The sequence below is a fragment of the Burkholderia sp. LS-044 genome (assembly GCF_004803625.1).
Classification (GTDB): Bacteria; Pseudomonadota; Gammaproteobacteria; order Burkholderiales; family Burkholderiaceae; genus Burkholderia; species Burkholderia cepacia.
In genome coordinates this window covers 301481-313662 of the sequence record NZ_SSWO01000007.1, presented here as the reverse complement: position 1 = coordinate 313662, position 12182 = coordinate 301481, and the positions used below count along the sequence as shown (strand labels likewise).

The window sequence follows — 12182 nt, the reverse complement described above, 5'->3', positions numbered from 1 at the left end:
AACCAACAAATGGTGCTTTGCTCAGCGGGTTTCGTGATGAGGCTGGCGGCGCGGTCACGCGCCGTCAGCGCCCTCTTCCCCGTCCGCGGACGCCGCACACAGGAATTCGCCTGCGTCCGTGTCTTGCAGATAATCGAGCGAGCGGTCCATGCTGAGGAACGACAGCGTGCCCGCAGCGCCCAGTGCGTAGAGCGTGCGATGGTCTGGCGCGAAGATCACCTGCGACACGCCGCCCGCCACCGGAAATTCGCCGACCGTTCGGCGGGTCGCCACCTTGATCACGCGCATCGGCGAACCGTCGTACGCGGTCACGGCGATCAGCTTGCCATCATCGCTGCCGTCGAAGCTGTGTGCCGAAGTCTGGCAGACCGGATAGGTCTTCAGCGACGCCAGGCTCGCCGGGTCCACCCATTTGACCGACGACGCGCCGTAGAACCATGTTCCCGCGCCCGGCGCGCCCGGTTCCGCCCGGATGAACCCTGCATCGAGCGGATACGAGCGGAGCGGCTCGTTCGTCGACGTATCGAACGCGACGATCGTGCCTTTCTGCATCGCGTTGACATTCAGTTGCTTGCCGTCCGGCGACAGCCACATCGACAGTGACCGCCCGAACTCGACGCCCGCCCCGTCGCCATCACCCAGTTTCAGCGTCGCGACGACCTGCGGCCAGTGCGTAATGCTGACGACGGACACCGTATCGTCGACGCCGTTCAGCACGTAGAGCCTGTCGTGCGATGCCGATGCGACGATCGCACGCGGAAACCGACCGAGCACCGCACTGTCGACGATCTTGCCGCTCGCCAGATCGATACGTACGACGCTGTCCTCGCGCATCGACGTCACATACGCGTAGCGCTCATCCGGGCTGACAACTACTCCGCTCGCGCCGCGGCCGCGGCACATGTTGCTTGGACAACCGTTGAGCCCCGTCTTGAATGGCTCGCCGGCAATCGTTTGGACCACCGTGCGCTTGTCGACGTCGACGACGACGAGCGTGTTCTCGTCGTTGTCGGTGATGTACAGGCGCTTGCCCGACGCTCCCATGACCATTGCATAGGTACCCTTGCCGACCGGGACGACCGTGCCTGCGGCCAGTTCCGCGGACACGGGTGCGGCGCGATGCTGCTCGTCCTCGCGGATCTGCTCGGCGATCGTGTCCGCATCGCGCTTCGCCTGCTGCCGCGCGTCGTCCTGCGCACGCTCGCGATCCACGGCCGTGCGTAGCTCCTGCAGCTCCGCGCTGCCCGCGCGCTGCGCCGCAAACAACATCACGCCGCTACCCAGCACCGCCAGCGTGACCGGCAGCACCGCGCCACGCAGCGAAGCGCCCGAAGGACGAAAACCGTACAGTATCCAGCCGGCGACGAAACCCGTGACGACACCGCCAAGATGCGCAGCCTGGTCGATACCTGAAATGAAGAATCCCGACGCCAGGTTGATGGCGATCACCTGGGCCACCGCGCCAAGATTGATGACGACGCCCGCATCGCGACCGCGGTCCGCACGCCGGTGCAATGCGAGCGCGGCGGCCGCGCCGGCCAGTCCCATCAGCGCGCCCGACGCACCGACGCTGACGACCGGGCGGATGCCGCTCGTCGGCATCACGATGCCGAACGCGACCTGCATTGCGCTGACCTCGTGATGCCCGGACCAGAGCGCGCTCAGCAGCGAGCCGCCGAGCGCCGACAGCAGGTACGCGACGCCGAACCGCAGTGAGCCGCCCGCGCGCTCGAGCACGGTGCCGAGCACGATCAGCATGTAAAGGTTCAGCGCCAGATGCAGCCAACCGCCGTGCAGGAACGCGCTGGTCAGCAGGCGCCACGGCTGCCCGGTCAGCGTATATGGCGCGAAGTTGGCGCCCCAGCCGAGCAGCAGACTGTTCGTCAGCGCACCGTACGATGCCTGTCGCCACATCAGCACGAAGACGGCGAGGTTGACGACGGCCAGCAGGATCGTCAGGCCCGGAACGGATGATCGTTGTTCTTTCATGGATATTTTTTCAATCGTCGATGGCGCCTCGGACAGGCGTTGGCGATTGTATATCCCGGACACGCGAATGATCGGAACAAAAAAAGACGCCCGCTGCACGCAGCGGGCGCGAATCCCAGTCAAGGAGGTGTCACACGAACTACGGGTTCAGGTTACGGAAATCGTCCGCAACGGACAACGAATCGATTTCGATAACGATATGACGCGACACGCTCACGCCGGCTGCTGTTGCGTGGTGCAGTGGATGCCGCCGCCACCCGCGGCGATGCCGTCGATGTTCAGCTGGATGACCTCGCGGCCGGGAAACAGGTCGACGAGCGTGTCGCGCGTATTGCGGTCGGCACGGCTGTCGCCGAATTGCGGCGCGATCACCGCGCGATTGCACACGTAGAAATTGATGTAGCCGGCCGCGAACTCCGCGTTCTCGTATTGGTGCCGGACGGTCTTCGGGCCCTGCAGCACGACGACCTTCAACGGGCGCCCCTTCGCATCGGTGGATTTCCGCAGGATCTCCAGATGCTGCCGCGTCACCGCGTGGTCGTACGACGAAGGGTCCGTGTCGAGCCCGGCCACCACGACGCCCGGGCTCGTGAAGCGCGCGTAGAAATCGGTATGCCCGTCGGTGATGTCCTTGCCGGCGATGCCCGGCAACCAGATGATCTTCTTCAGCCCGAGCAGGCGGCTCAGCTCGGCTTCGCACTGCGCCTGACTGACGCCCGGATTGCGGTTCGAATTGAGCACGCAGCTGCGCGTGATGATCGCCGTGCCTTCGCCGTCCACCTCGATGCCGCCGCCTTCCAGCACGAGCTTCGTGTCGATCAGCCGCGCACCGGCGCGTTCAGCCACGAACGGCGCGACTTGCGCGTCCTGGTCGTGTTCCTGCTTGTTGCCCCAGCCGTTGAAATTGAAGCTCACGCCACCGAGCTGGCCCGACGCGTTCTTCACGAACACGGGGCCGGTGTCGCGCATCCACAGGTCGTCGACCGGATGCTGGACGAGCTCGACCGACGAGCCGCACAGGCGCGACGCGACCGCGTAATCCTCTTCCCGCACCAGCATCTTGACCGGCTCGTGCGCGGCGATCGCTTTCGCGACCGCGGCAAGATGCTCGCGCACCACCGGCAGCAGCCGCGCGCCCCAGATGTCCGCGCTCGGGCCGAACGCCATCCAGGTCGCCGTGTGCGGCGCGCCTTCGTCCGGCATGTGCCAGGTGGCGCCCTGCTGCGCATGCGCGGCGCGGCCGAACAACCCGCCCATCGCGCCGGTGGCCAGCGCCGCGCCCGAGACGGACAGGCCGCGTTTCAACAGTTGACGTCGTGTAGTCATGGCATTCCTCTTTCGCTTGCCGGTTATTTCGGTTGTTTCGGTTGTTGCAGGGCGGGCCGTCACGGTCGCGCCGTCTTGAAGCCGAGCCAGGTCCGGCCTTCGAGACGCATCGCGGCCGGCGATTCGGCGATCGGCGTGAACAGCGTGCGCCGCGTCGATTCGTCCGGATAGACGCCCGGATCGCGCACCAGCGCCGGATCCATCAGCTTCAGCGCGCCCTGGTTCGCATTCGCGTAGCGCGTCGAGTTCGAGATCTTCGCGATCACGTCCGGACGCAGGATGTAGTTGATGAACGCATGCGCGTTGTCCGGATGTTTCGCGGATGCCGGAATGACCATCGCATCGAACCACATCAGGGTGCCGAGCCGCGGAATGTCGTACACGACGTCGCGCTTCGGATCGCGCGCCTTCGCCTTCTGCGCGGCCAGGTTGATCGCGCCGGAAAAACCGACCGTTACGCACAGCTCACCGTCGATCAGCTCGTTGGCGTCGGACGAACCCACGAACTCGCGGATGAATGGCCGGATCTTCATCAGCATCGCCTGCGCGGCCGCGTAGTCCTGCGCGGACGGATGCATCGGATCGCGGCCGACATAACGCAGCGCCAGCGGCAGCACGGTGCTCGCGGAGTCCTGCAGGCCCAGGCCGCACTTCGCGGCGACGCGCGACGCGATCTCCGGCTTGAAAAGCAGGTCGAGGCTGTCGGCCGGCATGTCCTGGCCGAGGATCGCGCGCACCCTGGCGCGGTCGTAGCCGACGCCCACGGTGCCCCACATGTACGGCACGCCGTACTGGTTGCCGGGATCGGACTGCGCCATCTGCTTCAGCAGCGACGGATCGAGATACTTCAGGTTCGGCAGCCGGTGCTTGTCGAGCTTGCGAAACACACCTGCCTGGATCTGCCGGGCCATGAAGTCGTTGGTCGGCCACACGAGGTCGTAACCGCTGTTGCCGGTCAGCAGCTTCGACTGCAGCGTCTCGTCGCTGTCGTACGCGTCGTAGCGCACCTTGATGCCGGTTTCCTTCTCGAAGCCGGCCAGCGTATCCGGCGCGAAGTAATTGCTCCAGTTATAGAGGTTCAGCACCTTCTCTTCGTCGGCGCGCGCCGTTCCCGCCAGCACGCACAGCGCGAGGCCCGGCGCCGCGACACGCAACCATCCTTGCCGTTTCATCGGGCGTCCCTCATCGATAGCAGGACGATACGCCGTCGCTGGTCAGCAACGTGCGATACATCTCCGGGCGGCGATCGCGGAAGAAGCCCCACGATTGCCGGTCGGCGCGGATCGCGTCGAGATCGAACGTGTGCACGAGCACCGCCTCGTCGGTGCGGTTCGCCTCGGCCAGCTTCTCGCCGGTGTGATCCGCGATGAAGCTCGACCCGTAGAACACGCCGGTGAGCCCCTGCTGCTGCGGATTGCCGTTGCCGAAACCGGCTTCGCGGCCGATCCGGTTGGCCGCCACCACCGGCACCATGTTGGCGGCCGCGTGGCCCTGCATCGTGCGCTGCCAGTGGCCGGACGAATCGAACGCACTGCTGAACGGCTCGGAGCCGATGATGGTCGGAAAGCACAGGATCTCGGCGCCCATCAGCGCGAGGCAACGCGCCGTCTCCGGATACCACTGGTCCCAGCAGATGCCGATGCCGATCCGGCCGAAGCGCGTTTCCCACACCTTGAAGCCGGTATCGCCCGGTGTGAAATAGAACTTCTCCGTATAGCCCGGCCCGTCCGGGATATGCGTCTTGCGATAGACGCCGAGCACGCGCCCGTCCGCGTCCGCCACGGCGATCGAGTTGTACGCGGCATTGCCCGCACGCTCGAAGAAGCCGATCGGCAGCACGACGCCGAGTTCGCCGGCCAGCGCCGCGAAACGGGCGATCTGCGCGTTGCCTTCGAACGGCTGCGCGAGTTCGAGATGGCGCACGTTCTGGTCGAGGCAGAAGTACGGCATCGCGAACAGCTCCGGGCACAGCACGAGATTCGCGCCCTGCGCGGCGGCCGCGCGGATCAGGCGCTCCGCGGTGGCCATGTTGTCTTCGAGATTCCAGCTGCCCGACGCCATCTGGACGGCGGCGACGGTGATGTGTTTGGACGGCATTGCGATTGCTCCTCGATGGAACCGGAAACCGCTGACGGGACGTCGGTCAGTGCGCGACGGACGGCTGCTGCTGCGTCGAACAGTGGATGCTGCCGCCGCCGATCGACAGCGTCGGGATCGGCAGCATCTGCACCTTGCGCGTCGGGAACGCCCGGCTGAAAGCGTCGCGTGCGGCCTCGTCCTGCTCGACGCCGAATGCGGTCACAATCACCGCGCCGTTCACCAGAATGTAGTTCGCATAGCAGTCGCAGTAGCGCTCGGAGCCGAAGCGTTCGCTGACGATCGGCGACGGCAGGTCGAGCAGCTCGAAACGGCGCCCCGCCGCATCGGTCGCGAGCTCCAGCGCGCGGCGGTTTTCCCGCATCACGCGGAAATAGTCGCCCTGTTCCGGCAGTGCGGTCTGGCACAGCATCCGGCCCGGTGCGATGAACGACGCGATGCCGTCCACATGCCCGTTCGTCTCCACTTCGTCGGGGTTGCCCGGCAGCCACACGATCTTCTCGACGCCCAGCATGCGGCGCAACTCCGCCTCGATCTCCGCGCGGCTCAGGTGCGGATTGCGGTTGGGATGCAGCAGGCAGCTCTCGGTCGTGACCAGCGTGCCCTGCCCGTCGACGTAGAACGAGCCGCCCTCCAGCACCATGTGCGAATTGAAGATCTCGGCGCCGGCCGCGCGCGCGATGTCCTGACCGGCCTGCTGGCAGCCGTCGTACGGCTGGTACTTCTCGCCCCAGCAGTTGAAGCGAAACACGGCCGCGCCCAGCCCGTGCCGTTCGCTGACGAGGAAGATCGGCCCGCAATCGCGTAGCCAGTTGTCCTCGGCCGCGACCGGCAGCACGTCGACGCTCGGGCCTACCAGTTCGCGCGCGGCATCGGCCTGGCTGTGGTGCACCGCGACCACGCAGCGCTGATAGCGCGCGATCGTGCGCGCGACCAGCGCGAATTCGCGGCAGACCTGCGCGTAATGCGTCCCCCACAGGTCCTCGCGATTGTCGAGCACCGGCCATCCGAGCCACGTCGCGTGCATGGATTCCCATTCGGCGGGCATCCGGTAACCGCGCTGGCGAGCATCAAAGCGACCCATCGATCCGACTCCGTTGTGATTGATGAGCGATTTTCCGCCAGGTTAAACTTGATGAATATTGATATTTTTTGGCCAAATCAATCAATTCACCTCATATCTCGATGCAACGCGTTCCGTCCCTGAAACTACTGACCGGCTTCGAAGCCGCGGCCCGGCTGGGCAATTTCTCGCGCGCGGCCGACGAGCTGCATCTGTCGCAGTCGGCGATCAGCCATCAGATCCAGCAACTCGAAGCGCAGCTCGGGCAACCGCTGTTCCGCCGGCGCGGCCGCGGCGTCGAGCTGACCATCGCCGGCGAGGTCCTGCAGCGCAGCGTCCAGCGCGCGATGGACACGTTGCGCGGCGGGCTCGACCGCATCGCGACCTACCTGAACCCGGGGCTCGTCGTGCTGGTGTGTCCGGCGCCGTTGCTGCACGGCTGGCTGCAGCCGCGCCTCGAGCAGCTGCAGCAGGCGCTGCCGGACCTGTGCCCGCTGCTGTCGACCGACGAAACCGCGCGCTACGTCGACGAGATCGACGTCGACATGACGATCGGCACGCGGCCGATGCTGCAACCGGGCCTGGTCGATATTCCGTTCATGCGGGACGAATGGGTGACGGTATGCGCGACGCCGCTGGCCGAGACGCTCGCCCGCGTGCCGCGCGCCGAACACGCGCGGCACGCGGGGCTCGTCTGCCTCGAAGCGAGCCTGACCGACGAGCGCATGGCGACCGTCTTTCGCGAGCAGCTGTCGGATTTCCGGATGCAGGCGATCTACGACGACCAGCGGCTCGTGCTGGACGCCGTGCAGCGCGGCCGCGGCATTGCGTGCCTGCCGCGCCTCGTCGCGCAGGCCGGCCTCGACCAGCACGTGCTGACCGTGCTCGCCGACTACCCGCGCCTGCCCGGCACCACATGGTGGCTGTCGCGGATGGAAGGCCCGTCGCGCTCGCCGATCGTCGAGCAGATGTTCGACTGGCTGGTCCAGCAAGGCATCCTGTCGAGCGTGGCCGACCCGGCGCCCGACCACGCACCGCCTCCGCCCGCGTAATCGAACGCCGAAAAAAAACGTCCCGCCGGCTGGCGGGACGTTCGTCATGATGCGAATGCGTACGATGCGCGGCCGATCACGGCTCGTGACGCAGGTACCCTTCCTTGCTCGGATCGCGCATCCGCCACGACACGATCAGCGAGATCGCGCACAGCACGGTCACGTACCAGTAGAAGGTTTCCTCGCTGCCGATCGACTTGAACCACAGTGCGACGTACTCGGCCGAGCCGCCGAAGATCGCGTTCGCGACCGCATACGACAGGCCGACGCCCATCGCGCGCACTTCCGGCGGGAACATCTCGGCCTTGATCAGCCCGCTGATCGACGTGTAGAAGCTGACGATCGCGAGCGCGACCGTGATCAGCACGAACGCCGCCACCGGACTCGTCACGTCCTTCAGCGCGTGCATCAGCGGCACCGTGCCGATCACCGCGAACGAGCCGAACAGGATCATCGACGTGCGGCGGCCGATCCGGTCGGACAGCGCGCCGAACACCGGCTGCATCAGCATGTAGACGAGCAGCGCGACGGTCATCACGTTGCTGGCCGTCTTCGCATGCATGCCGGCCGTGTTCACGAGGTACTTCTGCATGTACGTCGTGAACGTGTAGAAGATCAGCGAGCCGCCGGCCGTGAAGCCGACCACCGTGAAGAACGCCCCCTTGTGCTGCCACACGCCGCGGATCGTGCCCGCGTTTTTCTTGTCGCGCGATTCGGACGTCGACGTCTCGTCGAGCGACTTGCGCAGGTACAGCGAGATCAACGCGGCCGCCGCGCCGACCACGAACGGAATGCGCCAGCCCCACGCCTTCAGTTCGTCGCCCGACAGCGTCTGCTGCAGGATCACGAGCACGAGCAGCGCGCACAGCTGGCCGCCGATCAGCGTCACATACTGGAACGACGCGAAGAAGCCGCGGCGGCCCTTCAGCGCCACCTCGCTCATGTAGGTCGCGCTCGTGCCGTATTCGCCGCCCACCGACAACCCCTGGAACAGCCGCGCGACCAGCAGCAGCGCCGGCGCGAGCGCGCCGATCTGCGCGTAGGTCGGCAGCACCGCGATCACGAGCGAGCCGCCGCACATCATCAGCACCGAGATCATCATCGCGTTGCGGCGGCCGTGGCGGTCGGCGATGCGGCCGAACAGCCAGCCGCCGATCGGACGCATCAGGAAGCCGGCCGCGAACACCCCCGCCGTGTTCAGCAGCTGCGTCGTCGTGTTGCCGCTCGGGAAGAATGCCGGCGCGAAGTACAGCGCGCAGAACGAGTAGATGTAGAAGTCGAACCACTCGACGAGGTTGCCCGACGAGGCGCCGACGATGGCGAACACGCGCCGCCGGGTGTCATGCGCGGACAGCGCGGCTTGTTCGGTCTGGACGTCCATGGATTGGTCTGTTCCTTGTAGTACTTTCTGGGCGAGGCGGCTGGGCCGCCGCGTGCGGTCGAACGTGGCACCGGTTCCGGCGCACGGCGCTACGGGATTTTAGCGAAATGTAAAGTAACAGGCTCTCCGGGTTCGTCCGGATGTAGAAAATTTTTCTCCCGCCATGCGTTCGTCATATGAAAACGCCAGCCCGCAGGCTGGCGTTCGATGCAAACTTCCCGCTGGCGATGTTCAGATCCGCACCTCCGGCGGCACGTAGCGGCACTCGTAGCGCTTGCGCACGGTACCGGCCTCGTCGACGCTTTCCAGGAACACGTCGAATTGCCAGAGCCGGGCCATGTGCTTGAGCACTTCGTCGCTGTCGTTCGACAGGTGACGGTTGTCGGTCATGAAGTGGCGCAGCGTGAGGCTGCGGTCGCCGCGCGTGTTCACCGCCCACACCTGGATGTTCGGTTCGCGGTGATGGATGTCGTACTGCCTCGACAGTGCCTGTCGCACATACTGGTAGCCCGAATCGTCGTGGATCGCCGACACCTCGAGCGAATCGCGCATGTCGTCGTCGAGCACCGAGAAGAGCCGCATGTCGCGGATCAGGCTCGGCGACAGGTACTGCGCGATGAAGCTCTCGTCCTTGAAGTTGCGCATCGCGTAGTGCATCGCCGGCAGCCACGGGGTGCCCGCGATCTCGGGAAACCACTTGTAGTCTTCCTCCGTCGGCGCTTCGCAGATCCGCCGGATGTCGCTCATCATCGAAAAGCCAAGCGCGTACGGGTTGATCCCGCTGTAGTACGGCTTCGTGACGGGCGGCTGGTAGACCACGTTGCTGTGCGAATGCAGGAACTCCATCATGAAGCTGTCTTCCAGCTTCCCCTGGTTGTACAGCGTATTCAGCAGCGTGTAGTGCCAGAACGTCGCCCAGCCTTCGTTCATCACCTGCGTCTGCCGTTGCGGGTAGAAATACTGGCCGATCTTGCGCACGATGCGGATCACTTCCCGCTCCCACGGTTCGAGCAGCGGCGCATTCTTTTCCGCGAAATACAGCAGGTTCTCCTGCGGCTCGGGCGGATAGCGGTCTTCCTGCTCCTCCATCAGCTCGGGCTTCTTGCCCGGCAGCGTGCGCCACAGTTCGTTCACCTGCGACTGCAGGTACGCCTCGCGCTCGCGCCGCAGCGCGGCCTCCTTCGACAGCGAAGGCTTCTGCGGCCGCTTGTAGCGGTCGACGCCGTAGTTCATCAGCGCATGGCACGAATCGAGCAGTTCCTCGACACGATCGAGACCGTAGCGCTCCTCGCATTCCGCGACGTAGTTCTTCGCATACACGAGATAGTCGATGATCGCGTGCGCGTCGGTCCACAGCCGGAACAGGTAGTTGCCCTTGAAGAACGAGTTGTGCCCGTACGCCGCGTGCGCGATGACGAGCGCCTGCATCGTCATCGTGTTCTCTTCCATCAGGTACGCGATGCACGGGTTCGAGTTGATGACGATTTCGTACGCGAGGCCCATCTGGCCGCGACGGTAGCTCTTCTCGGTCGACAGGAAGTGCTTGCCGAACGACCAGTGACGGTAGTTGACGGGCATCCCGACCGACGCATACGCGTCCATCATCTGCTCGGCGCTGATCAGTTCGAGCTGGATCGGGTAGATGTCGAGCTCGTATTGTTCGGCGACCTGCGAGATGTGCGTGTCGTATTCCTCGAGCAATTCGAACGTCCAGTCGGACGGGCACGGCAGCGGCTTGCGTTCGGCAACGTTCATACGCGCTTCCTTTTGCCCTGGACCGGGCAAATCGGCGGCCAGCGGCGGCGGTTCGGCCTGCCCGCGTTGCTGCGGTGCGGCAGGGCCGGCCGTGTCGTCGCCGGAAGGGCGCGGCGCATAGCCGCGCGACTCGTTGTGCAGATGGCGGGTCGTCATGACATTTCCACCTGCTTTTCGAACAATTCGCGAAACACCGGGTAAATGTCGGCAGCCGATTCCACTTTTTTCATCGCGAGATGCGGCTGAGACAGGGCCAGTTGCGCGTATTCCAGCCACAGGTTCTGCTCTTCCGGCGCGACCTGGATATACGCGAAGTAACGCACCTTCGTGAGGATATCCTCTTCCAGGATTTTGCGACACTTGGGCGAATCGTCAGTCCAGTTGTCGCCGTCGGACGCCTGCGCGCCGTAGATGTTCCACTCCGTCGGCGAGTAGCGCTCGTTCATCACCTTGCGCATCAGCTCGAGCGCACTCGACACCACCGTGCCGCCGCTCTCGGTCGAATGGAAGAAGGTGTCCTCGTCGACTTCCTCGGCACGCGTGTGGTGGCGGATGAACACCACCTCGATGCGCTCGTAGTTACGCTTGAGGAACAGGTAAAGCAGGATGAAGAAGCGCTTCGACAGATCCTTGCGCTGCTCGTCCATCGAGCCCGACACGTCCATCAGGCAGAACATCACGGCCTGGCTCGACGGTTGCGGCTGCTTCACGCGGTTGATGTAGCGCAGGTCGAACGGATCGATGAACGGAATCCGCCAGATGCGCCCCTTCAGGTGATGGATCTCGGCCTCGAGCACCGCGATCTCCGCGCGCCGGTCTTCCGGGTCGCTCTTCATCGCCTCGAGCTGCGCCTCCAGCTCGCGCAGCTCGTTGACGAGCGGCGAGCCGAGCGCGATGCGACGCCCGAGTGCGCTGCGCAGCGAACGCACGACGTCGATGTTGTTCGGCGTGCCTTCCGCCGACCAGCCCGCGCGCACGTTCTTCCAGCTCGGCACCGTCAGCAGGTGCGTCTTCACGAGGCGAGGCAGTTCGAGATCGTCGAAGAAGTACTGCATGAACTCGTCGCGCGACAACTCGAACACGAAGTCGTCCTGCCCTTCGCCCTCGTTGCTCGCCTGACTGCCTCCGCCGCCCGAGCCGCCCTGCGGGCGCGGGATCTTGTCGCCGCGCACGTAGTCCTCGTTGCCGGGGTGCACGTATTCACGACGCCCGCCAGGCGCGTGCCGGAAATTCGGCTCCGCGATGTCCTTGCGCGGGATCGTGATGCTCTGCGTGCTCTGGATATCCTTGATGCTACGGTCGCGCACCGCGTCGGACACGGCACGACGAATGTAGTTCTTGACGCGACGCAGAAAGCGTTCGCGGTTGGCGATGCTCTTGTTCTTGCCGGCCAGCCTGCGGTCGATGATTTGATGAAGCACTCCCGGTCTCCCGCTCGAAAGTCGATCTGCCGGGGCACTCGCCGCGCATGCCGTCTGCCGTCATGCGGGCGGCGCCTCTGAAAGCGCCCGTACGGTCT

General features: G+C 65.3%; 9 protein-coding genes. 1 reads left to right on the top strand and 8 read right to left on the bottom strand.

Annotated features, from left to right (window positions below; all coding sequences use genetic code 11):
• Positions 1-54: 54 nt before the first annotated feature.
• From E9536_RS20690 to E9536_RS20670, 5 genes are all read right to left on the bottom strand, one after another.
• The gene (locus E9536_RS20690) at positions 55-1989 is read right to left on the bottom strand and encodes a rhomboid family intramembrane serine protease (protein ID WP_136470521.1); all 1935 of its coding nucleotides are present in this window, start codon (positions 1987-1989) and stop codon (positions 55-57) included.
• A 213-nt stretch (positions 1990-2202) separates the two neighbouring features.
• Positions 2203-3315, bottom strand: a complete 1113-nt coding sequence (locus E9536_RS20685) for an agmatine deiminase family protein (RefSeq protein WP_136470520.1) — start codon at positions 3313-3315, stop codon at positions 2203-2205.
• A gap of 59 nt (positions 3316-3374) precedes the next feature.
• On the bottom strand, positions 3375-4487 hold the full coding sequence (locus E9536_RS20680) for a polyamine ABC transporter substrate-binding protein (protein ID WP_136470519.1): 1113 nt from the start codon (positions 4485-4487) through the stop codon (positions 3375-3377).
• Positions 4488-4497: 10 nt separating this feature from the next.
• Complete coding sequence (gene aguB, locus E9536_RS20675; protein WP_060084838.1) at positions 4498-5412, bottom strand: N-carbamoylputrescine amidase; 915 nt, start codon at positions 5410-5412, stop codon at positions 4498-4500.
• A 46-nt stretch (positions 5413-5458) separates the two neighbouring features.
• A complete protein-coding gene (locus E9536_RS20670) occupies positions 5459-6496 on the bottom strand; it encodes an agmatine deiminase family protein (RefSeq protein WP_060084837.1) in 1038 nt (345 codons plus the stop codon).
• 101 nt (positions 6497-6597) lie between these two features.
• On the opposite strand from E9536_RS20670, the gene E9536_RS20665 reads away from it, so the two are divergent.
• On the top strand, positions 6598-7527 hold the full coding sequence (locus E9536_RS20665) for a LysR family transcriptional regulator (protein ID WP_060084836.1): 930 nt from the start codon (positions 6598-6600) through the stop codon (positions 7525-7527).
• A 76-nt stretch (positions 7528-7603) separates the two neighbouring features.
• Here E9536_RS20665 and E9536_RS20660 read toward each other — a convergent pair whose 3' ends face one another.
• The 3 genes from E9536_RS20660 to E9536_RS20650 form a co-directional block, all read right to left on the bottom strand.
• Positions 7604-8908 carry an MFS family transporter gene (locus tag E9536_RS20660; RefSeq protein WP_021163178.1) on the bottom strand — a complete coding sequence of 435 codons (1305 nt, stop codon included), beginning with the start codon at positions 8906-8908 and terminating at the stop codon, positions 7604-7606.
• A 231-nt stretch (positions 8909-9139) separates the two neighbouring features.
• On the bottom strand, positions 9140-10819 hold the full coding sequence (locus tag E9536_RS20655; RefSeq protein WP_136470518.1) for a SpoVR family protein: 1680 nt from the start codon (positions 10817-10819) through the stop codon (positions 9140-9142).
• A complete protein-coding gene (locus E9536_RS20650) occupies positions 10816-12084 on the bottom strand; it encodes a YeaH/YhbH family protein (RefSeq protein ID WP_021163180.1) in 1269 nt (422 codons plus the stop codon). Before E9536_RS20650 ends, E9536_RS20655 begins: the two co-directional genes overlap by 4 nt.
• Positions 12085-12182: the final 98 nt, after the last annotated feature.

Excerpts from the sequence above, each read along its gene's own strand:
- E9536_RS20690 (WP_136470521.1), bottom strand. The coding sequence starts at position 1,989 with ATGAAAGAACAACGATCATCCGTTCCGGGCCTGACGATCCTGCTGGCC.
- E9536_RS20655 (WP_136470518.1), bottom strand. The coding sequence starts at position 10,819 with ATGACGACCCGCCATCTGCACAACGAGTCGCGCGGCTATGCGCCGCGC.
- E9536_RS20660 (WP_021163178.1), bottom strand. The coding sequence starts at position 8,908 with ATGGACGTCCAGACCGAACAAGCCGCGCTGTCCGCGCATGACACCCGG.
- E9536_RS20685 (WP_136470520.1), bottom strand. The coding sequence starts at position 3,315 with ATGACTACACGACGTCAACTGTTGAAACGCGGCCTGTCCGTCTCGGGC.
- E9536_RS20670 (WP_060084837.1), bottom strand. The coding sequence starts at position 6,496 with ATGGGTCGCTTTGATGCTCGCCAGCGCGGTTACCGGATGCCCGCCGAA.
- E9536_RS20680 (WP_136470519.1), bottom strand. The coding sequence starts at position 4,487 with ATGAAACGGCAAGGATGGTTGCGTGTCGCGGCGCCGGGCCTCGCGCTG.
- E9536_RS20665 (WP_060084836.1), top strand. The coding sequence starts at position 6,598 with ATGCAACGCGTTCCGTCCCTGAAACTACTGACCGGCTTCGAAGCCGCG.
- aguB (WP_060084838.1), bottom strand. The coding sequence starts at position 5,412 with ATGCCGTCCAAACACATCACCGTCGCCGCCGTCCAGATGGCGTCGGGC.